This is a genomic window from Muribaculum gordoncarteri, assembly GCF_004803695.1.
Lineage (GTDB): Bacteria > Bacteroidota > Bacteroidia > Bacteroidales > Muribaculaceae > Muribaculum > Muribaculum gordoncarteri.
In genome coordinates this window covers 1490096-1513526 of the sequence record NZ_CP039393.1, presented here as the reverse complement: position 1 = coordinate 1513526, position 23431 = coordinate 1490096, and the positions used below count along the sequence as shown (strand labels likewise).

Here is a 23431-nt window from a genome sequence, read left to right as displayed (position 1 = left end):
AGCCCCCGTGTCGGACTTGTTCCGACACCCGTCAGCAATGGGGGCAAAGAGAACATTGACATATTTCCATGTTTATATCGGTCTCGATAGACGAAAAAGTGTTAAATTTGCGTTGATTTAACAATCGGGCTGCTGTCGTCCAAGAGTCGGTCTTCGGGCTTCCGTGCTGTGTTTCGCGGCGCCAACGCCAACAACGGTGGCAATGCGGGCGTAGGAGCGGTCAATGTGAACAACGCTCCCACGAATGCCAATGCGAACATCGGCTCGCCCCTCAACAATCCAGAAGCGGGGTGACAGGGCCTCGCCCCAAGGCGAAAAACAAACGAAATGCGGGCAGTGCCGGTAGATGGAATCAACGATTCCAGCCGACGGTAACGAAGCAAGAGAAAATTGCAGATCACACTGCGGTTTGACCCAAAATGACACATTAAGACACCCATGACACCGAGACACAATGAAACGACGAGGATACATATCTCCTCGTATTGAGACCATCGAGAACTATGAGGCGGCTTTCCGGGGCTTTGCCGAATATAAAGAGCGGCGCGACAATGTGCAGCGCTTCGCGGCAAACCTCAAAGCCAACCTCATGGAACTTCTGGCTGAATACCGGGACGGCACCGGGCATACCTCCGAGTATCAGGACGAGGAGATTTTCGAGCCCAAGCGCAGGATCGTGAGCAAACTTCCCGTGCGTGACCATGTGCGCCAGTGGGCGCCGCTGCTTCAGACCGAGCGTCTGTTTACCGACACGTTCATCCGGCGGTCGTGCTCCTGCGTCAAGGGACGCGGCACCCATGATTTCATCAACCTGCTGCGCAAGGAGCTTTATACTGATCCGGAAAGCACGTGGTATTTCGTTCAGCTTGACGCCCACCACTATTTCCAGAATATCGCACATTTCCTGATGAAAGAACGGGTCAGGACTAAAATCAAAGACCCAAAACTGTTGCGGTTCCTCGATGAATTTATCGACAGCTTCCGTCAGGGGCTGCCTTTAGGGGTCAAGATCTCGCAGATATTAGCAAATTTCTTTTTAGCCAAGTTTGACCATGACGCGGTAGGGATTTTCGGTATAGCCGGAGACCCCGAAAGGCTCGCATATTGGCGTAACCGTTATGTCAGCGACAGCCTCGTGACCTGCCGCACGAAGGAACAGGCGGATGAATTAGGCAGGGGAGTGGCTTATATGGTCGGCAAGTTTGACCGCTATATAAGTGAACCGATACAGTATTTCAGATTTGCCGACAATATAGTCATGCTCCATCGTGACAAGACATTCTTACACCTTGTCACGGAGATGTGCATAATGGTACTTGCCCGGGATTATCTGATAGAGGTCAACCGGAACTGGAACGTGCGCCCGGTCTGGAGCAGAGGCATAGACGTGTGCAGCTATGTTTCATTTCATACCCACCGCGCCCTTCGCAAGCGCAATAAGAAAGCCCTATGTCGGCAGGTGGCAAAATGTAAAAAGAAGGGCATGACACCGGAGGAAACCCGGTTGGAATGTGCCAGCCGTATAGGTTTCGCCACCCACGCAAATTCGCATACATTATTAAGAAAACTCGATATAAACATGGAAAAGCGACTTGGAAAGGTCATAAAGAACCGTCGTGCCAACATCCCGTTCAAGGGTATGCGCTACGACCAGAAGCGCCCGTTTACTGATATTGTCTGTAAAGATCCGGCGCAGGAGGATAACTTCAAGATAATGCTGCTCGACTATGCCATAGAGGACAGCAAGGTTGAAACCGAAGACTACTTCGCCGAGGTCACCGGCCCGGATGGTGTCGTGAGGCAGGAGCGAAAAACCCGCCCCAAGAAGTGCCTCGTGATCCGGTACAAGCGCATACTGCAAACCGTCGTTCAAACGGCGGTGGACGGCGAGGAACATGAGAGCTATGTCTATGAGAGGGAAAAGGACAGCAACGGCACCCCTACGGTAAAGGATGCCGAATACTATTCCTACACAGGTTCAGCTATCATGATCGACCAAGCCGAAAAAGACTTTACCAAGGCTGACCTCCCATGTCCGACCGTGGTCATGGAGCAGGTCAACAAGTTAAACAAGAAGTTTTACAAATTCACGTGACAATGAATAAAGCAATCTACACCGAGCGCAAGACGCTCGTCAAATATGATGACAACCGTTATATGGCTTACCTCAACGAGGAAGTCATAGAGGATTATGTGCCTGAGGTCAGGGACGGAGAGGAAGCCCCTGAGCCTGTTACAGGCTATGCCTATACCGGCACCGAGCCTGACGGTGGCACACTGATAGCCTCTGGCGATATGAGCCGTGACAGCCTGATAAACGGCATAATCCGCAGCCGTTACAGCCAGACGGAGGAGGATGCCATCAAGACCCACCAGATAGAGCTGTTTAAGAACCCAGACATAGCTAAAGCCGGGGATTACGAAGCCGAGTGGGAAGCCTTCAACGCCTTCCGCACCGAAGCCATCGCCACCGTTGACCGCTGGCTGGAGTAGGGGAGAACGGCGTTATAATGCCATTACAATCGCATAAAAACAGAACCGCCACAGCCTTGAAATGGGTTGTGGCGGTCACTTATGAGGGGGGAGAAAAAGGTACGTTTCGTTTTAGGTAGCGGAACATTTCGTTTCGGGAAGCCGGAACATTTCGTTTTGCGGATTATATTTTATATTGTTTTCAAATCACGGATATAGAACCAGCGAATGTTACAATCGGATTACAGCGCAAGGCTAAAAGTGTGTATTCCGCTGAAAATAAAAGATATAATAATGAAGGTAGTTCGGTGTGTTGATAAAGGTCATCGGTAATTATTACCGGGCTATCGGTAAAGATTATCAGAATTAAGGCTGTTTTATAGTCAAACAAAAAAAGCGTGTCGCACACGCTTTCAGTGTAGGTATCTGGTAGGACCTTTGTTAGAGAACGTGACGACACGCTATGCAAGTGCATAGCATAAGCATCACGCATTTTGCTCTAACAGTTAAAATTTACCAGATTCCAATGATAGAAAATGATGATAAGCCAAATAAGCTAACCACGCTTATTTTCAATATAATAGCTATCGTTGGAGTTGCGGTAGTTTTTCGTCTTTTGCCCCGATTTTCTCAAAAAGTACACCTTTTGTACCCTTGATTGTGAACCGTAGGCATGGGGTAAATGTTAAGGGATGTGTATGGCGATTTTCAAATTATTACACCCCGGATTATATTTGCGCAAAATTAGAATCGTATGGCAAATTTAGAAAATCGCAAGAAGCAGAATCCCAAGCTCCAGCAGTCGGAATTAAGCGACGGCCGCGCCAGCCTCTACCTTGAATATTATCTCGGAAGGACTGAATCGCCCGTGCTTGACGATGACGGCAATCAGGTATTCTACACCGATGGAGCGATGGCGGGAAAACCGAAATACAAAATCAAGCATTCCCGCAAGAAAGAAAACCTCAACCTCTACATCTGGCTTCATCCCCGCAACCAGCAGGAGCGTATGCAGAACAAGAACACTTTCGCCCTTGCCGAGAAGATACGCTTTGAGCGTGAGCAGTCGTTCTTGGAGGACAGGGAGGGTTACCGGCTCCGCAAGGATATGGACGAGGATTTCCTTGAATTCTGCAAGGAGTTCATCAAATCCCCGTCATTCACGAAATACACCCGCATAACGCTCAAGCATGGTCTGCAAAAGTTCATGGACTTTCTTGCCGGAACACCGAGATATTCCCTTTACAAGAAAAATCTGAAGATGACGCAGCTCACGGTTGATATGGTGGCGGCCTATGTGGAGTATCTGAAAGAGAACGGAACAGGCGACGGCCCGAAAATCTATTTCCGGATGTTCAAGCGTATGGTTACAACTGCCGTTGACAAAGACCTCATCAAGAAAAATCCGTGCCGGGGATTTGTGCTGAAGAACGACAACATGACCCTGCAAAAGGAAATTCTTCTGCCGGAGGAGATACAGCAGCTTGTGGCTACACACTTCGATGGCGAGAAGGGAGAGATTCACCGTGCCTTCATCTTCGGTCTATATACCGGGGTGCGTTGGTGTGACACAAGCCTGCTCACATATCGCAATGTGGATTACTCCACAAAGACGCTGCGTTTCCAACAGCAAAAGACGAAAGACCACAGCAGCCGCAGCTGGGTAATCGTTCCGTTGAACGACACCCTTATCCGTCTGATTGGTGAGCCGAGCGATGACAACTTTGATGAGCGTGTGTTCAAATTGCCGCATTACAACGTCTGCAACCTGTACCTTCGGAAATGGGTCAAGGAAGCAGGCATCAGGAAGAAAATTACATGGCATTGCGCGAGGCACAGCTTCGCGGTGAATGTCCTCACCAAAGGAGCGAACATCAAGACGGTGTCAAGTCTGCTCGGACACACCTCAATAAAGATGACGGAGCGATATCTCCATGTCGTTGACAGCCTCAAACAGGATGCTATTGACTCCCTCGGCGAAATCAATTATGCACCGATGTAAAGTAATCGCTATCCAATCCGAAGCCGATAAGTCCGATGTGATTTATCGGCTTTTTCTTTTCGCTGCCAATCCCAATGAGAACAAAAAAGAAAAAATGGAGCATGAAAATCGGCAATGGGGATTACGACTTTGGAGTAAGACCAACCTACATTCGGCGAGGGTTTTGAGCAGCTAAATCTATTTCGCGCTGCTTAAAACATACCTCGCCGAATCCCGACGGATTCCGTTGCACATTAAGTAATTATATAAGGTTGTGGAATACGTGGACACGGATTTTATGCCGGATTCATGTCTGAAATCGTGGAAAGTGGCATTTCAGTCTGTTGGAATCTCAAAGGGACATAAATATCTGGGATGGCAATGAGGGAAGAATAAGATTTTGCAAAGGATAGTTAAGGTTGTTTCGGACTAAATATGTAATGAAGTTATGGTTTTGTGGTGAATAAACTACAATGATACAGGCTATTAACGATAACAGTCTTGATTGCAAGACGGCTGAAATGATGTAATGACGTATTTATTTATGAATGTCATGATGTCATGACGTAATGACGTAATGATGTATTGACGTGTTGATGTACTTATGTATGATTGTATTGAAATATTATAGTCTGAATGTCTGGACAGATGACTGAATGACTGTTCATTCAGATGATTGACTGACTGAATGACTGGGTGATTGAATGATTAATCATTCAGATGATTGGCTGATTGAATGGCTGACTGATTGAATGGCTGACTGATTGAATGATTGATCTTTCAGATGATTGGCTCGTCCTGGGATAAACACAATTTAGCATAGTATTACTAATGAAGATAATATTGTTAATCCTCAATTGTATTTCTCAAGCTTTCCAATAAGAGCATCATACGCTTATCAAAATCTAATAAAAGATTGTGGACAAATTCAGAAAGTTGTACTATGACACTAAGAAATTGATTTGAGGCGTGTATTACTACATCGGCATCAATATCCGATAAAAATTTATGAGCTTTGAGTATATCATTGGAATAATGATATATCATACACCGACTTTCTTTATTAAATATTGTAGGTTCATGAAAATTAGATTTTATAGAAGCCATTTTATCCAAATAAGACCTGTATTTGTCTTTATCTTCATCTGAAAGCGAAGATATTAATGGGTATATTAGTGTATCTTTCAATTTAGTAGATGAAAAACCAAATACACGCTTATAGGCTTCATTCAAAATCGCTTGAAGATTCTTAATTGCAAAGCGTTGGTCATAATTTGTTAATCCACTTAAATATTGGCGTGTAGCGGCACAAAGGTCTAAATGTATAAGTGATATCGTAAGTTGACAGGTTAATGCGTTTTTGGTCACATTTAGTGTGTAATTATCCATCATATTAATATTCTCAATATGGGACAGGGTTTGGGCAAGTTTATCAACATTCGGCTCTAATTCTTTAATGGCTTCGCCCATATTAAGAAAAAGATGTCTCGCTTGTTCATATGTCATAGGATGTTTTGTGGATGTGTCCATTTCGTCAATTCGTAAAGTAAATTTGAAACATATTTACTGCTTATCATCTAAATAGGTAAAAAGGTTTGGAGAAATGTCTTGAACTTTCTTTTGTTCCTTACGTTTACCAGCGGACGTTATTTCTATCGCAACACCACTAATTAGTTCATAAACCTCCTGAACGAGGTAGTCTGATGCAATAATATCGCCATTCTCATTAATACTCCTATTGCATTTTAATTGACATTTGATAGCCATCCCTGCTTTGAACACATATATTCCCGCTCGAACTTTAACCAAAAACTCGGAATCTTGAATATTGAAACTAATTGGCACTCCGTTATATGTGCCACGCCATTTATAATTCTTGTCCGAAATAACTGGACTATCAATAATAACAATTGCAGCATCGTTTATTTCGGGATCGAGTTTATTTGAATCAAGGATATATTCATCAAAAGAAGATCGCTTAATAGTTGGCGTACGAAAGCCACTATGACTGTTGTTTGATGAAACACTTAGTGAAATTCCTTCTATGGACTCATCTTTAGAAGCAGACTTATAAAAATCAGATTGTTTCTTAACTAATGAATAGCATGATTCCAATTCTGACTTGCGTTGTTCAATTTCTAATCTCAGAGCTTCTTTTTGTAATTCAGTTAACTCCGTATCCTCAAATAATCTATCAATACCCTTTTCTAATAAATGATTGCATGGGTTGTAAAAAAGCAGAGTAAGTAAGGTCGCATAAAAAGTTTTTCTTACGCTTTTTTCTTTCCAAAGAATCTTAAAGTCTTTGATTACACTGCCTTCTCTTAGTACAGCAGTTTCTACCTTAATCTCACAATTATAAATTTTTGCAAGATGTCTCGCGAATTCAAGAAATGCGGTTGAACAAGATGCCTCTACAAAAGCATCAATAAAGTGCTGATCGTTATCCGTTTCAAAATGTATTGAAATGGCATCATTGTCTATATCCACAAACATCCGACACTAATTTTTAGGCTTATAAATATCTACTATGTCCTCCCATCGAGGAATATTGATTTTCACGCCAAACGCTTGTTGATATGAGTCTGCCACTCTTTTTCTCCATCCAATTGATAGTTCATGAGTATCAGGATACCCAAATAAGGTTTCCTCAATAGCCGAAAGGAAATGTTCCAATGATTGAAACAAAGGATACTTGCGATTATTGCTGTACCAAGTAGCCGGACGTATTTTATGGATTACATGGTTCTTATATTGAACATTAAGAGCCCATCTATCCATAGACCTACAAATTTCCCAAACATTCTTTAACCATAAGTCTTGAATAGTGACTACACCTTCATTCGACATTTTGTAGCCAAATATGAGGTATTTTGTATGGAGCATATGTGGCGATTGTAATATTTCACGAGCGTATGCCTTAAAATCAGCAATATCAAAACCCGGTGAAGCTTGACGATTGAAGGCTTTGACTTCAAGAAGGTCTACGGTATGATTCTCCGGATTAAGAAAAATATCGGGTGGCATTTGTGTGTTGACATTAGTGTCAAATGCAATGTTGTTTTTTCTTAACCATCCTTCGAGCCATTCTTGAATGATATTGCCTACCACATCCTTTTGTTTGACAATAATGTCCACATCACCGAGATAAAAGCGTATTTGCCCTTCTGCGGTTTTAATCCTATCTACGTTTAGGAGTCTGTCAAAAACTTCCTCTGCTGTCAATATAATTGGATTATTCATTTAAGCTATTTATGGCGTTAATTAAGCGTGTTGCAACAGCTTTGATAACAGGGACAACAACTGTATTGCCCAACAAGTCAAAACCATCCTTTTCTGACACATTGAGCTGCATCGTTTCGGGATATCCGAACAATCGCAATCCTTCACGAAGTGTAAGACGGCGCAGTCCTCCGCCATCAGCCACGAACAGTTTTTGCATATCCATAGCTACCAAAGTGGGGGCTATTTCATTTGGTCCCATAACTTTGCTGATTTCAAAGCTCAATTTACCTGCAACAATATTATATCCTTTCGGGAGAGATAAATCCTGTTCTCGAATTGTTGTTGTATTGCCAAACAAGTCTGTTTTTTTCTTCTTCTGTTTGGGATGCTCAAATTTTAGGTAGCCTTTATCAGCCAAATCATCAAGCAACTCCTGTAAGTTAGGATGAGGGAAGAATGATGATATTTGTGCTGTTGTCAGAGGCATTCCATCCATCCACTCAATACCAATGTCTTCTGCCCATTTCTTCTTTCTTCTCTCACGAAGAATGCTGTTCAACAATTTTTTCTGTTCTTGGGAAACCGGCCCCTTTGTTTCGATATCCCAAGAATGAATATTTGTATCTCCGCCTCGTTTGTCTTTGATTGATTTGCCGTAAAGTTCCTCAATCTTAAAATGTTGTAGAAGCAATTTAACAAACGGACTATCAACTGTGGGTCTTCCGAATTCAAGCACGTCCCCTACGGTTTTTGTCGCCACAGGAAATTGCTCAAGATTGGGTTTCTCCACAAATGTACCTACAATATATATGCGTTTACGTTCTTGGGGTACGCCAAACTGAGTTGAATTCAATACCTTATATTCCACTTTATACCCCAAATCAAGCAATTTGGAAATGATGACATCAAGTGTTCTGCCTCCATCATGGTTGACAAGACCTTCAACATTTTCAAGAATAAATCCTTGAGGTCGCTTAGCCCGTAATATCCTTTCCACCTCAAAAAACAAAGTTCCTCGTGTATCGGCAAAACCTTGTCTTTTCCCAGCCGAAGAAAATGCCTGACATGGGAATCCCGCACAAAGAATATCAAAATCCGGAATATCATCAGTGGATAACTGCGTGACATCACCAACCATATTTTCTTGCGGATAATTATCTTGCAAGACCTTGACTGCATACGGTTTGATTTCTGACGTCAACACGCAATGAGGCGTATATCCGGCTTCCTCTAAAGCCTGAGACAAGCCAGTGCGTATTCCGCCAATGCCGGCGAATAGGTCAATAAATCTAACTGTTCTGTCAAGCATACAGCCAATAAGCAAGAAACTCCTTCATAGGCTGACAGGCGACCAAACCTTTTGCAACTATGAAAGAGTCTCTTATATATGGTAATGTATTAATTACATTTGGGTGGTCTTTGTCAGCGCAAATTGCGATGTAGTGCAAAGTTACGAAAAATCTTTGAATTGAGAGTGCCCACGCAGAGGAAAATTTATCTACAAGAAATGGAAGTCGTAATGGAGACTGCGGTTTGAAGGTAGAGGTTGTAGTAACGAGAAAAGAGGCAAACCAGCGCAATTAAAAATCCTTAATGTAATATAAATATCTCAAATCTCTTAGTCTAGGGTTTCCTATAACTTCTCCAAAAGTACACTATTCGTACGCCGCAATATGTGAATAAGATTGATTATCAGTATGGTTACAAGCGTTAATATAAAATTACCAGATTTTTCACTGAACACAATGCGGTGTTATGATATGTAAAAAGTATGTAGGGCTGGCTCTCCAGCCGCATGTTTTGCAGTTTTATACTGCAAAGTTAGTCATTTTTAGCGAGTATGTCAAGGCTGATTTTCACCGTTTCGCTCAATTCCGTACTTATTGCGAAGATTGAAAAGTGTTTTTTCGGTTATGCCTAACAGCTTGGCAGCCTCGCTCCAACTGCCTCCGCGACGATACGCTTCGAGTATTTTCTCACGTTCACGTTGCGGATTGCGCAGGCTTAAATCATCGTCAGCCCTCGGCTCCGATAGGTTGAAATTGATGTCAGCCTCGGATATGATATCGCCTTTGGCGTGGAAAGCGGCGAAAAGAACGATGTCTTTCAACTCGCGCACGTTGCCGGGCCACGGGTAGAGTTTAAGCGCCTTTATCGCCGATGCGTCGAGGTGCTTTCGCTGTTTGCCTGTCTTGGCTGAATAGCGTTTGAGGAAGAAATCGGCAATTTCTGGAATGTCCTCGGTTGTATCTTTCAGCGCCGGCACAGCGATGTCTGATTGTCGGAGAATGAAGAACAGATTGGGGCGGAATGTCTTTTCCGTTACCATCTTCAACAACTCCGGCTCTGCGGTGCAGATTACACGCACGTCGGGATGTTCGGTTTCGAGGATGTGCAGTAACACCGATTGTTTCTCAAAGGTCAACAGATGCACATTCTTTATGATGATTGTTCCACCTGCTGACTTTTGAAAGTATCCCTCTATGCGGTTGTAGATTTCACTGCGCTCATTTTCGGGATTGTGCCGACCTACGAGAGCAGCACCCCCGGCATCGACGATGGTTATTGGTTTCTGCTCACGCGAACTGTTGAGGTAGATTTGGTGTGCCACCTGTTCCTTGCCCGAACCGCACTCTCCGAAGATGATTGCGTTGGCGTTGGTAGCGGCAATAGCCGTTATCTTTTCCTCAATCTTCTGCCATACCTCGCTTTTGCGCGGTAACAGTTGATTGCCGAGTGTCAGCACGACGTGTTCCGGTTTTGCATATTTCTCAACCGTTTCAATCAGTTGCTTGTCAATCGCAAGACGCTGAACCACATCGACAGCTCCACCGCCACGCATCACATCAACAGCGTCAGTGTTCAGGTTATCCACTATGGCTATGACAGGGAATTTGTATCCCTCGGTCTTCAGCCAGTTAATAAACTCTTTTGCGGTACCGTCCGACAATCGCATTGCCGCTACGATAACCGCGCCGGGAGGCAGCTTTGCCGCCTCAACTTTTCCGGCCTCGATGCAATCCGTAACGACAGGATCATAACCGGCCCGTGTCAACAAGCCCGCCATAATTCTCCCGTCGGGTGCGGACGCATCTACAATGAGAATCTTGTTCATTGCTCTGGTTATAAAATATGATGAATACATTGAGTTATTGTCGTTAAGAGTAGCCCCCGACATTTTATGCCGAGGGCGGAGTTCACAGTATAACTTGATAATCTACGTTTTGAAAAGACTGTTTGGTTATTATCTTTCTAATGGATTGTAGTATTGAGACCAATCTTCATTGAGACGATGAAAACCTTGTTCACTGTTATCCATAATAAGGATGCGTGCCCCAGTATTTCGGACGAATGCCCCGGCGTTTTTATACATCTCCTGTTCATATTTTTTCCAATCTTCTTTCTTCATTTTCTTTCTACTCCAGTCATAGCGAATAATAGGTTGTGGCTTTTGTGTCAAACCTACAGCTTCAAAAATAAAGTTGTTTTCAGAGTCTTCAGCCTTAAGGACCAATCCCTTTACTCCGTTCAGCTTCCACGGTCCATAAGGAACAGGAATGTCATTTGTATAATACACTTTCCAATTTCTTCCTCCATAATTGCATGTTGCGACATGGCAATGATAGTCCATTACAGTAGCAATCTCATCGGGTATATACGTCCATTCAGGAGATTCTGATTGTTCACTGTATTCAATGACTTGAGAAGTGTATGGAAGACGATTGGTGACTGTAGTCAGTGAGTCCTTATGATTGAACAGAAGGTCGAACCCAACATAATTCTCCGGAATAGTAGAGAATTGCATTGTAGATTTAAGTTCTTTCGTGTTTTGTGTATCAAGAGCTCGCAAATCACGGCTAAAGAAAGCATTGTAGTCTTTTCCCATTTGCAAGTCCATGATGTCATCGAAACTCAAAGAATCGTCTTTCTCTGAATTGCGATACTTGAACTGGTATGAAACGTTAAGATAGCAAGTATCTAATGTCTCATACTTATCAGTGTCCTCATGAGCGAGGGTAAACGTAGGCGTATCCATAGCATACGATACGGTAACCTGTGCTATAGCGGCAGGCCCGGCAAGCATCATTAAGGATGCTAAAAGTGTAATCAAAATTCTCATGGGTGTATATTTATGTTATTCGTATTCTAATGCCTACCATAATAGTGCGTCCTCGCAAATGATATTCACTTGAGTATCTAATGATTCCATTGTCGTTATACCTTCTAAAAACATCGTTGTTTAACAAGTTACTGCATTGCAGTGACAGTATGGTGTTTCCGAGAGTATATTCAATGTTGCAATTCAGGAACACATTATTCCTATATGATGTAGAGTAATTATTATTATAGAACATCACAGATGGCGAGACATTCAGTTGCTTAAACGGCCATAATACAATGGACGTGGCATTGGTGAAGGTATGTTTCGTGCCATCATTAGCTTTGCCATCTGTAAAGCTCTTGGATAGGGTATATTCATTTGAGGTCTCAAAAGACAGCCATTTAGTAAACGTCGCATTATATGAAAGTTTAGCCCGAAGATACTTGCTTTTGCCTTCATGAATTTCATCATTGATATAATATTCACTATTATTCATGCCTATACTAAATGACTCACTTACCTTTGAGTTCCATCGGAAAAAACCTTTTGAAAATGTTTGATCAAGTTGCCATATCCGGCTATTTGTAGAATATGGCAATCTTATATAATTAATAATATCGTCAGTTATGTCATATCCGGAACTATTGCCATAACGCGATTGAACATACGTTAATGCAAGGCTACCAAATAGCATATCCAACACATTTGTATAGCTCGCATTGAATGCCGTTTTTAGTGTTCGGTTCATTGTCGCTTCAATATGTCCCGGGTTAGAGATGGTTGTGCGGTAGTCTATAAATCGTTTTTGAACCATAAGGGATATGGCAGAAGGTAAGGATTCTTCACCTATTGTGGTAAGTGAGAACGAAAGCCGGTCTGATGGTTTATATGTTATGTTCGAATATGGTCTTATCGAGAAGAATGTTTTATTATAATTCCAAGTTTGATTGTCAGACTTATAATACATAAAACCTGCAGGCACATATATAAGCCATTGAAATTTTTGCCCATAATGCCAAAATATTTTTGGAGTAACCCTTGCACCAACCTGCCATGTTTGTTGATCATCAGGCATAGACTGATTGTCAATATCAAGATTGGTATTAGCATGTTGCCAACTTGCATCAATTTCTCCATTCAGATTAAACATGAAGTGTGGTATTGAAAGAGCAATCAAGGAGCCACTTCCGTCAATATTGAAGCTTCGTTGATCTACTATCTGACAAAATTCATTATTAGGCAGATTCAATAATCCCTTCTTATCGTTATAGGATATATGGAATGAAGCATCTGCAATTCCCCCATTATGTTTCTTATAGTTAAGTTTCAATTCATCATCAATTTTTATTGAGTGAGCTGAAAATTTTTGGAGAATTAAATCATTAATTAGTCCTTCTCCTTTTGGAAAAGAAGCATTTGCGGAAAGAGTATTTTTGAGGTATATTTTCTTCCCATTAAGTTTATAAACAGCATGGGTCCCAACAAAATGCTGATGTATATCAGAAGAATTAGATTCCTTGATGATATACCTTGCCACACTGTCAGACAAATACGTTGTTTCATCATTTGAATTACGCTTTTCTTTGTCGAAAAGATAATTAAGATTAAACGTAAATGTTTTATCTTCACTAAGTTTCAGCAACTGGTTCACTGAAAGGCTATGAGAGGTGTTTCTATAAATGTACTTATTAGATAAGGATGGAGTCTCAGGATATAATATCCCGGTTCCGTAAGATGATGTGTATGTAGATGGAGCATTAATTTCAGTCCGTAAATCAATACCTATGTTATTGGTTTTATAAACCGATATATTTTGAGCATTACGTCTGAAGTTCATTAGTGAAGCCGATGCATCCCAGGATATATTGGGCTGGCTTCCTATAGCGCCATCAAAAGTGGACGACCAGATACCCTTTGCGCTCTGCTTTAGGCGTATATTCATTGCTGGTGCGGCTCCGCGCCTTACGCCTTGGAGCATTTTTACATCTTGGTGATCTTCAAGAATTTGTACAGTCCCAATGTCATGCGCATCTATATTTTTGGTGGCTACTCCATAGTTAGAGCCAAGCATATCTAACCCTTCGATATAGAACTCATTAATCCATTGTCCATTATATATAATTTGTCCGTCCGATTTCACTTCAATACCGGGCATTTTCCGGAGTAAGTCCTCTAATGTCTTATCATTTTTGCTTATATATGAAGATGCAGCATAAGATATTGTATCACCCGATTGTCTTATTTTTTTAGCCGTGACAACAACCTCTTTTAATTCGAGCGTTCTGATTAAAGAGTCAAGCCGCTCGTCATCTTGCTGTGCCGACATTGGCACAGCAAACGAAATAATAAAAAATACAAGTATATATAGACGAGCGGACATATTAATATAGAGTTTTATTGTGCGATGTAGAATGTTACAGGAATTGAAACGGCACTCGCTACGGCTTTTCCATCAACAGTGCCGGAAATCCAAGATTCTTTCAAAGAACTTTGGATAGCTCGGATAGCTTCACTGTCAAGTTCATCAAACCCCGATGATTTTACTACTTTGAAATCAGACATTGAGCCGTCAGTATTTACAGTAAAACCAATTCGTGCCACACCACTGGCTCCCTTTTCGAGTAGATCATGCGGATATTTCACCTCCCAAAGAATAGCACTCATCATTGCTTGTTCCCCACCGGGGTATTCAGGCATCGTTTCAGAACCCTCCACAAAAACTAAATTTTGAGCAGGTTCTATCGGGGTTCGAGCAAACGGGATTTTTGGAAATAAGGCGGCCAATAAAATCACAGGAATAAGTACCAGATAACTTAATTTCGATGACTGTTTTCTACGCTTGCCCATCATCGTGATACGAGCATTGAGACTTCCGGAGCTAAATGTATTAGCCAAGAAGAAGTTCTGTTTTTCAATGGCTCTATTCAGCATCAGTAATTCATAATCACACCGGGAATATCCTTCTGTCAGGACGCCTTCATCTGCTTGGTATTCATGTAGTGTGCGTAAACTGCGGAACATCAACCAAGCTGCGGGATTCCACCACTGTAATACAAGTACAAATTGACCTAATATCAAATCAAAAGTATGACCGTAAAATACATGTTTTGATTCATGTGCAAGGATTGTTTCATTGTCTGCGTCTTTCTCATTGACAACAATATATCTCCAACAATTAAATGGAGCAGTCGAGGAGAGTGGGCTGATTGCCAAAGTATAGCCGATTCTTTCTTCTTTATTGGCATTTTTGATAATGCGGATTATTTTATACCAACCGATAAGTAGAAAAAATGAAACAGCAAGACATCCAGCAATATAAATCAATCCAATAATACGATTGAATTGAATACCGCTTACTGTAGGGTTATTGGATGCTTCGATGTTACCCACTTCAACATTTCCTCCAACCAAGGCTATATCGGAAGGAATAAACGAAATTATGGGCATAAATGGGAGAAGCGCAGCAAGTAGATAAATAGAAAGTAGAGCTGCGCGGCTTGTCTTGAAATTAGTATTGCGAGAGAGAGCGAATTGATAGCCAACCCATAATATCATGATAATCACTCCGGCATTCAGAGAATAGTTAACTAAATACTGCATCATGATTCATCCTCCTTTCGTTGTCTTTCTATTTCCCCCAAGATTTTTTCCATATCATCAGAGGAAATTTTTTCGTTGCCGATAAGAGTAGAAACAAGGTTTAGGTATGAACCGCCAAAAAAGCGGCTTACCATACTCTTAAGAGAATTTGCTCGGTATTCTGCAAGGCTCTTTACTGGATAATAGCGATTGCAGTTTCCTATCATCTCATGTGCCAACCATCCTTTAGTTTCCAACCCCCTCACAAAAGTGGCGATTGTGCTGAAGTTTGGACGGCTTTGCCCATCCGATGTCATCCTGTCTATTATCTCGCGGATAAATAGTGGATTACCATCATTCCAGAGAATGCTCATGATTTCTTCTTCACGTTCGGAAAGTTTCTTCATAACAATATTAGTTTGGAGTTACGCTGCAAATATACAGCTAATTTTTTAACTACACAAGTAAAAAATTAAATTATGTGTGAAAAAATTAACTATGAAATATCGATATAATATTATAAACAGCTACTGTTCAACTGGATAATATCTATAAATAAAAAATGGCAACCAATGAAAGAAAAAATCATTCGTTGCCATTTATAATCATAATCCGATTGAGCGGGGTGTGCTACGGGTTGGGTAATCAATACTCCGATAAGGAGTTGCCGGCTCTGCCACCATTGACTTTTTATCGTCGGTCGCTTGGCCGGGTGGTTCTACGACTGTGACGGGCTGATGTTGCTGCGTGTCTTGCTCTACATCTTCTGATTGCTTTGGTTGCTCGTGCTTTGGGGCGAGGTCGGCGGCGATCTTGTGTTCAAGTTCAAGGAGCTGTGCTTTCAAGGCTTTCAACTCATCTTCCTTGCTCCATGTCTTCGCTACAATGGCTTGCAGCGCCGGAACATCTTTCTTCGCCTTCTCGTTGCGCTCTTGGTGTTGCTTGATTATTTCTGGCAGATGTTCAAGGGCTTTTATAAAGTTGGTACAGGCGGCATGGGTATCGGCCATAGCTATAAAGCCGTTGTTGTACTTATACTTATAATTGCCCTCCACTACAAAGCGGTTCTGCACGGATTCCACGCCGTCAACCACCGCTTTTTCCGATGTTATGCAAATTGGAAAGCCGTAGATTTCACCGACACGCACATATTCGCCGTGGGTATTGACAGTTCTTGCAAGGTTTTGGAGATGCTTGCCCATTCCGTCCTCGTCGGTTGCATCGCATTTGTCAAGAGTCAGGGCATTGACCGGATTTCCGTCGCTGTCCTTCCTGACAGCAGCCATATACCGCGCGAGGTCTGCCTCCATCTTGCCTATGATGATTTCGGTTTTCTCAATCTCATCGGTGATGGAGCGCAGTTTGAAATTGGTGTCGCCTTTGCCTTTGTTGAACGAGCGCCGTTCACTTTCAAGTGCCGCAATCTTCTTTTCAAGTTTGGCTTTTTCAAGAAGATCCGTGTTGCCCGAAAGAATAGCGGAGTATTCGGAATAACTCATGCCCGTCTTTTCGTCCATCGCGCCCTCGTCAATGGTTCGCGCTCCCAACGCTCCCTTTTTCAACTGGGAAATAAAAGTCTGCTTCCATTGGAGAAGATTGAACTTGTAGGCGTCCAACGTGCGCTCAACAGCGTAGATATTGACATCTACACGGTTGGCGTTATGGAATTTGGCAACGATATTGCCTGTACGGACGGCGCGGCCCTCGCGCTGGTCGAGGTCAGACGGTCGCCACGGACAATCAAGATGATGCACCGCAATGGCTCGTTTCTGGGCGTTAACACCTGTGCCGAGCATTTCAGTGGAGCCGAACAGCACTCGAATTTTACCCTCGCGCATCGCGTCAATCACCGCTTTCTTCGCCTTCTGCGTCTTTGTTTCCTGAATGAAACGGATTTCATGTGCCGGAATACCGTAATCCTCAATCAACTTGCGTTTGATTTCGGCATAGACATTCCATTGGCCCGGCTGGAATGTACTTAAATCGCTGAACACAAACTGCGTGGCTTGGTACTGCTCAAAGCGGCGATAGTAGTCGGCTATCCATTTTGCACATTCCGAAGCCTTGTTGCCGGGGTCGTCGCCATAAGCAGGGTCGATAAGTCGCATATCCATCGCCATTTTGCGGGCATAGTCAGTGGCAATCAGCATCTTCGCCTTTTCTTCCGTTTCCGACAGCGGTTCACGACCGAGTATCGTGGCATCGCCGTCTTTGGCAAAAGCCATCAGTTTGGGAATAAAATCTTCCTGATCGGGCGTGGGCGGTATCTTGCGCAGTATCTCCTGTTTTTCCGGGCGGTCAACACCGACATCGGCGGCGGTTCGGTAATCCGTTATCTCATTGTAGAACGCCGCAAGTTCCGGCACTTTGATGAAATAGCGGAAACGCTCCTTCTGAATGATGTTGTTTGTCACGGAAAATTCAAAATCGGTGGTTTTCTTGGCGAAAATCGCCGCCCATGCGTCGAAACACCGAATATCCTGCATTTCAAGCGCATTGGGGCGCAGGTATTTGAACAGCAGATACAACTCTGTCAACGAATTTGAGATTGTTGTACCCGAAAGGAATGTGGCGCCGAGGTCTTTGCCGGTACGCTCCTGAATGGTGCGGATTGCGAACAGCAGGTTAAGCGCACGGTTGCTGCCTTCGGAGTTGCCCAATCCCGCAACGCGGTTGTGACGGGTATTGAACGTGAGATTTTTAAAACGGTGGCTTTCATCAACCAGTATATGGTCGATGCCCATGCTTTTGAAATCCACCACGTCATCACGCTGCCTTTCAAGACGGTAACGCACTGTTTCCAGCCTTGATTCAAGATTTTTCTTTCTCGCTTCCAGACCTTTCAGCATACCCACCGATATATCCTTTCCTTGCCGGCGCACGACTTCAAGGTTCTCTTCCACGGTGTCAAGTTCCTCCTGCAATATGCGCTCCTGCAATTCCTCCGACTGCGGTATTTTGCCAAACTGATCGTGCGACATTATCACGCAGTCATAGTCATTGTTCTGGATACTGCGGAAGAAACGCTGACGGTTCTCCATAGAGAATGACTTTTCATCGGCATAAAGTATGCGGGCATTGGGATAGGCTGCCTGATAAGTCTGGGCAATTTCAGCGACATTGGCTTTCATGCCGATAATCATAGGTTTGTTTGCCATGCCAAGACGCTTCATTTCATGTGCTGTTATGCACATTATCAGCGTTTTACCCGTACCCACCTCGTGGTCGCATATCCCTCCGCCGTTCTGTTTCAGCATCCATACACAGTCTTTCTGCGACTGATATATTGAGCTGATACCGAAACGTTCTCCCAACATTTTCATGTTGAGATCAGGAAATGTCTGATGTGAGCCGTCGTAGTGCGGACGCACAAAACAGTTGAACTTGCGGTTATACAATGCCACAAGTTTATCCTTGAAATCGTCCGTCTGCTGTTCAAGCCACTCGGTAAAGCCGTTGCGTATCTCATCAACCTTGGTATGGGCAAGCTGGATAGCCTCGGCATCGGGCACCTTGATGTCGTTGCCCTTGTCGTCTTTGCCGATTGACTTTGTAATATCCGGCACGGTGTTCTGCAAGGCGTGTTTCAACAGGTGCATACCGTCGTATGTGCGGTATTGGCCCCTTACCTTGAACTCATCGGTAATCTTGGTGGTGTATGACGCATTGGTTACGGAATACTCATCAAGCGACGGTGAGTAGGCTATCTTGATGTCGGTTTCATAAAGATAGCTCATGTACTTTGCATATATCCCCGTCGGTATCCAGCGCTCGCCGAAGTTGAAATCAAGCTGTTCAAAGCGTATCGGTTCGGGATATGACTCCTTGAGTGCGGCAAGCGATTCATCTATGCGGATGTCGTCGGCCTCATGGTCGGTTATCCACCGCTCGATCTGTTCAGCTTTGGCTATCACGTTTCCGGCTATGAATTTATCGGAAATCTCATAATTGTTGACAAGCGGATTGTAGAATATTCGTCCTTTCAGGTTATCAACCAGTTCATCTTCCGTCATATCCACAAGACGGCTCATGTAGCCGAGGTCAACGGCCCCGAACTTGTTGAGCGATGCAGATAACGCCTCAATGGGCGAATCCACCGAGGTAAGCTCGTCAACGGAGAAAGATACCGGGTGGTCGAAAATATCCGCCTTGACAAACATTCCGTTTTCACTGCGCTCCAATGCCAGAGCGTCACAGCCGTTTGCGTCCATGCGGATAAATTTCACATTCGCCTTTTCATTGAGGTAGCCGTAACGCTTTACATACTCGTCATAATACTGATTGAGGTGTTCGCGCAGATGTTCACTCGGCTCATGCGTCTTCGCCTCGTAGTCATATAGCTGCTGGTATGTGTCGGACAGGGTGATATAGAGCAACGCACGTTTCATCTGCTCCGATTTTAGCTGGAGCGGCGTGAATGTCGCTCCATTCTTATTGACATCGGAAAGAAAACCTACCTGCCCCTTGTCGCACACCATAGCACCTTCCTTATGGTAGGTCTGCAAGTCCTCGGAGAAGGGGCGCGGCGAAAGATCCGGTTCCGGCTCAATTTTTTCAAGCGGGATAACGGTTGTTTTCCGCACACCGGTATGCACACCCGGAATAAAATTACCTTCGGTCATTTCTATATAGGGAGCGTCGGAATTTGCCTGCTGCGCGGCTTTATCCGCTTCTTCCTGCAACCTCTTTTCTTCAAGTTGTCGCTGGGCGATAGACATCATGGTTTCATAAAAACCGTTGATGGGCTGGTTATCCTCCCAGTTCAACGAACCGTAGAATTTCAGTTCCTCGTCGGTAAGTTTACGGTTGCTGTTGCCGGAAACAGGTGTTTCCGACATCGTTTCCTTTTTGGCCGGGGATTGGGGCTGATTTGGATGTGACGCCGCTTTTGGCGTCTGCCCTTGTGCTTTTTGCCGTTGATTGTGGCGTTTCTTCGCACCGGGTATCTCCACCAATTCACCGAAAAGATTATACATCATCACTTTCGGGTCGGGATTATGTGTATAATCCGGCGTCGGAGCCTGATAGGTGTCTATTTCGGCGGGGTCACTTATGGCCGAGGGTTGCGGTGTGTCGGGCCGGATTTCCTCCGCCTCCACATCTTCAATCTGCGGCTGTTCAGACGGCAATGGCTCCTGTTCCGGTTTCTTTTCAACCGTCACATCATTTATAATATGTGTGGTCTGCTGTTTGCCCTGATACAACTCTATGTTCAGGTTGAGCGAAAGGGCCATTTCCAATGCGCCGCGCATATCGTCACCTATGCCATCTACGCCGCCGCCATGTTTATAGACATAAGCCGGCTTTCCGTATGGGTCGGTGTCGAGTTTGGAATCCGTGCAGATAATATGCTGGGGATTGTCGATGAAATAGCGGTTGGTGCTGATACTTGTACTTGCATCTTTTTCAGCTACTACAAAGGCTTCTTCCAACTTGCTCAATCCTTTCTTTCCGGTATTTTTCTGCAACACAATGACATCGCTGCCCACCTCGGTGTTGGCCGAATCGGTGAATGTGTTGTTGGGCAGACGCAGTGCGCAGAGTAAGTCGGCTTGGTTAACAAGTGCGCCACGGAGCAAAGCGTTGTTGCCGTTCATAAGCCCCTGCGAGGTTATGAACGCCACAATGCCGCCGTCACGGGCTGCTTCCAGCCCTTTCAGGAAGAAATAATTGTGTATCATCTTCACCGACTGACAGTAAACACCTATTCTACTTGTCGCATATACCGGATCTGATACCGCAAAATCGCCAAACGGAATGTTTGACGAAACGACATCGAAATATCCGTTCTGTGATTTATCGAGTTTTTCAAATCCCTCAATGTTCACATGACAGTCCGGATAGAGTTTCGACAATATTTTGCCTGTCAGCAGGTCTTTCTCAAACGCTGTTATCTCCGCGTGCGGGTCAACCCATGTGAAGGCATCGACAAACGCTCCCGACCCTGCACTGGGGTCAAGAAATCGCTTGGGCGACACTCCGGCAAACTGGAGGCTCTGCGATATGGCTTCAACCACGGGCTTCGGCGTGTAAAATGCAGACAGCACCGATGATTTCAATGAATCCATATAGCGGGCAAACTCCCTGTCGTCCTTTGAAAAATCGTGGATTAGCTGCCGCAACTCCACGGTGGGAGCGAACAGTTCAAGGTCGCTCTTATTCCATTTCGCGGCGTCGGAAATTTCGTTGGCGTCCTGCAATATACATTTCAAGCCACCGAATCCGGCATATTTTGACAGCAGTTCCCACTCGGCGTCGGTAGGCGGCCTACGCTCAACATCAAGCTGAAACGCCGTGCGTATCGCCTCGATGTTGCCGCGCAGTTTCTCCTTGCGGTTATAACTCATCGCCGTCCAGTATTTCGTTTATGGCGGCAAGCAGTTCATAGCGCAACGGCGGGTAATCCTCTCTTGTGAGAAAATCCCCGTTCACCTCGTGGCGGTCGAGAATGGAGTGGATTACCGGCTTGGTGAGCATATATAACGCCTTTACCTCCATTTCATCGGACGGGATACGGAGCCAGCAATCTTCCTCGATGATTGTATGCACCACATCGTAGCGCGATACATACAAGCCTTTAAGCAGTTCGCGCATGGCAAGCTCTTGAGCTATATGCTGTGGCTTGCCCTGAAGGAACAGTGTAACATAGGTGTCGAGTGCATTGTCGGCCCGTTCTGCGATAAACCTGCGGTCAACGCTTTGTGGAAAATAATGGGCGGAAAGATGTGCTTGGAGATAAACTATATAATAGTTCAACTCCGAATATTCATCGTTGGGTTTCATAATTTGTATGGATTTAGTGGGTCTGTAATGGTGTTTTTCGGAATAGGCAAGAAAAGGACACCGGGATCCCTCCCGATGTCCGACCACTAAATCCATGTCAAAAATGATTTGAAAACAATTTATGACGATGAATCAGTGGCGAAGTTACGAATTTTTTCGCAAACGGGAGGTATCGGTATCCGGCTTTTTCCTGTCATTCACCCTCAAATGGGGTAAAGGCGTCGATAACTTGTTTCACAATATGGTCGTAGATTATACGCTCTTTTCCTGTGAGGTCGGTGGGGTGCAGCCCGGTGGTCACAATGCCGTATGTTTCATACGCACCATCGGACACACCCTTGATTACGCAGCGTCGGCTGAGCTTTTTGATGGCTTTCGCCTGTTCGCCCCAACGTGAGTTGTAACGTAGCATACGCATATTGCGTTTCATGTTGCGCCATACGCTGTAAGGTACGCCGCTCTGAATATCGGACGGGAACGAAATCAGTTTCTTCAGGTAGAGGCGCAGCACGGCATCGGCTGTTTCGTCGTGGTTATAACCGAACTCGGCGGATGCGGTGACGAGTAGCGAGAGAAAGCTGGGTAACACAGGGTAATCGACCAGCTTGACTTCCTGACCGTTATAGATTATCGGCTTTTCTTCGTCGTCCTCCTTGCCTTCGGCCGCTTTGAGGGCCTGTTGTGCCTGTTCTTCGGCCTCGGCTTCACGCCAGATCTCATCTTCTTCAAGGAATTTGTCGTAGATGACTTTGCTGATATATTGCTTGTAGCGTTCATCGTCGATGCGGGGATTGTAGATTGCCCCGCGGATGGCGCGGTTTGTCAGCACCGGGAGCCACGCACGGCAGGTCTTGACCGGCACGGCGAGATACCAGTAGAGGTTCCAGAAAACGAGGTCGCAGTAAGGCGTCGGCATAGTGGCGTTGATTACAAGGCTGCTGTTTTTGAACAGCGCCTTTATCGCATCGAGCCGGGCGAGGTCTTCCGCTTTCTTGTCATAACCCACAACCTTGTCGTAGTCGCGCACGGCGAAATCGAAATTGTGGGCGTACACCTGCTGGGGTGTCATGCTGTCGGAGAGTATGAAGGGCTGCTTGGGATTGTAGCTTGCCTCGACGATGCTGCCGTTTGTCCATGTGACGGCATAGCCTTCCTTTGCATAGTGGTATTCTCCTGCGGGTGTTGCGCCGATTGCTCTTGCGATGTTGTCTGCCATAAGATGGCTGTCGGCGACTATGGTGATTATCTTTTCAGTTTTCATATTTGTTTGACATGAATTTGGTGGTTTG

General features: G+C 44.4%; 15 protein-coding genes. 3 read left to right on the top strand and 12 right to left on the bottom strand.

Annotated elements, in window-relative coordinates; genetic code table 11:
• Positions 1 to 454 precede the first annotated feature (454 nt).
• The 3 genes from E7746_RS06660 to E7746_RS06650 all read left to right on the top strand — a co-directional run bounded on the left by E7746_RS06660 (position 455) and on the right by E7746_RS06650 (position 4474).
• Entirely contained in the window at positions 455 to 2095 is a 1641-nt protein-coding gene (locus E7746_RS06660; protein ID WP_136410253.1) for an RNA-dependent RNA polymerase family protein, read from the top strand.
• Between the two features lie 2 nt (positions 2096 to 2097).
• Positions 2098 to 2493: a hypothetical protein gene (locus E7746_RS06655; protein WP_136410252.1), complete on the top strand. Its 396-nt coding sequence runs from the start codon at positions 2098 to 2100 to the stop codon at positions 2491 to 2493.
• A gap of 733 nt (positions 2494 to 3226) precedes the next feature.
• Positions 3227 to 4474 (top strand): site-specific integrase, encoded by a 1248-nt coding sequence (locus tag E7746_RS06650; protein ID WP_136410251.1) that lies wholly within the window; start codon positions 3227 to 3229, stop codon positions 4472 to 4474.
• A gap of 825 nt (positions 4475 to 5299) precedes the next feature.
• Here E7746_RS06650 and E7746_RS06645 read toward each other — a convergent pair.
• The 12 genes from E7746_RS06645 to E7746_RS06590 all read right to left on the bottom strand — a co-directional run bounded on the left by E7746_RS06645 (position 5300) and on the right by E7746_RS06590 (position 23403).
• Complete coding sequence (locus tag E7746_RS06645) at positions 5300 to 5983, bottom strand: hypothetical protein (RefSeq protein ID WP_160630751.1); 684 nt, start codon at positions 5981 to 5983, stop codon at positions 5300 to 5302.
• Positions 5984 to 6016: 33 nt separating this feature from the next.
• Complete coding sequence (locus tag E7746_RS06640; protein WP_136410249.1) at positions 6017 to 6943, bottom strand: hypothetical protein; 927 nt, start codon at positions 6941 to 6943, stop codon at positions 6017 to 6019.
• A 12-nt stretch (positions 6944 to 6955) separates the two neighbouring features.
• Positions 6956 to 7696, bottom strand: a complete 741-nt coding sequence (locus E7746_RS06635) for an NgoBV family restriction endonuclease (protein WP_136410248.1) — start codon at positions 7694 to 7696, stop codon at positions 6956 to 6958.
• On the bottom strand, positions 7689 to 8987 hold the full coding sequence (dcm, locus tag E7746_RS06630) for a DNA (cytosine-5-)-methyltransferase (RefSeq protein WP_136410247.1): 1299 nt from the start codon (positions 8985 to 8987) through the stop codon (positions 7689 to 7691). Before dcm ends, E7746_RS06635 begins: the two co-directional genes overlap by 8 nt.
• A gap of 534 nt (positions 8988 to 9521) precedes the next feature.
• Positions 9522 to 10793, bottom strand: coding sequence for a sigma-54-dependent transcriptional regulator (locus tag E7746_RS06625; RefSeq protein WP_168184321.1), 1272 nt, complete (start codon positions 10791 to 10793; stop codon positions 9522 to 9524).
• Between the two features lie 129 nt (positions 10794 to 10922).
• Positions 10923 to 11798, bottom strand: coding sequence for a GLPGLI family protein (locus E7746_RS06620; protein ID WP_136410245.1), 876 nt, complete (start codon positions 11796 to 11798; stop codon positions 10923 to 10925).
• A gap of 10 nt (positions 11799 to 11808) precedes the next feature.
• Positions 11809 to 14160 (bottom strand): TonB-dependent receptor, encoded by a 2352-nt coding sequence (locus E7746_RS06615; RefSeq protein WP_136410244.1) that lies wholly within the window; start codon positions 14158 to 14160, stop codon positions 11809 to 11811.
• Between the two features lie 14 nt (positions 14161 to 14174).
• A complete protein-coding gene (locus E7746_RS06610; protein ID WP_136410243.1) occupies positions 14175 to 15383 on the bottom strand; it encodes a M56 family metallopeptidase in 1209 nt (402 codons plus the stop codon).
• Positions 15380 to 15766 carry a BlaI/MecI/CopY family transcriptional regulator gene (locus E7746_RS06605; protein ID WP_121697895.1) on the bottom strand — a complete coding sequence of 129 codons (387 nt, stop codon included), beginning with the start codon at positions 15764 to 15766 and terminating at the stop codon, positions 15380 to 15382. The genes E7746_RS06610 and E7746_RS06605 overlap by 4 nt, the downstream gene beginning before the upstream one ends.
• 198 nt (positions 15767 to 15964) lie before the next feature.
• Positions 15965 to 21706 carry a helicase-related protein gene (locus tag E7746_RS06600; protein ID WP_136410242.1) on the bottom strand — a complete coding sequence of 1914 codons (5742 nt, stop codon included), beginning with the start codon at positions 21704 to 21706 and terminating at the stop codon, positions 15965 to 15967.
• Positions 21696 to 22142 (bottom strand): DUF1896 family protein, encoded by a 447-nt coding sequence (locus E7746_RS06595; RefSeq protein ID WP_168184320.1) that lies wholly within the window; start codon positions 22140 to 22142, stop codon positions 21696 to 21698. The genes E7746_RS06600 and E7746_RS06595 overlap by 11 nt, the downstream gene beginning before the upstream one ends.
• 193 nt (positions 22143 to 22335) lie before the next feature.
• Positions 22336 to 23403: a DNA topoisomerase family protein gene (locus E7746_RS06590; RefSeq protein WP_136410240.1), complete on the bottom strand. Its 1068-nt coding sequence runs from the start codon at positions 23401 to 23403 to the stop codon at positions 22336 to 22338.
• Positions 23404 to 23431 lie beyond the last annotated feature (28 nt).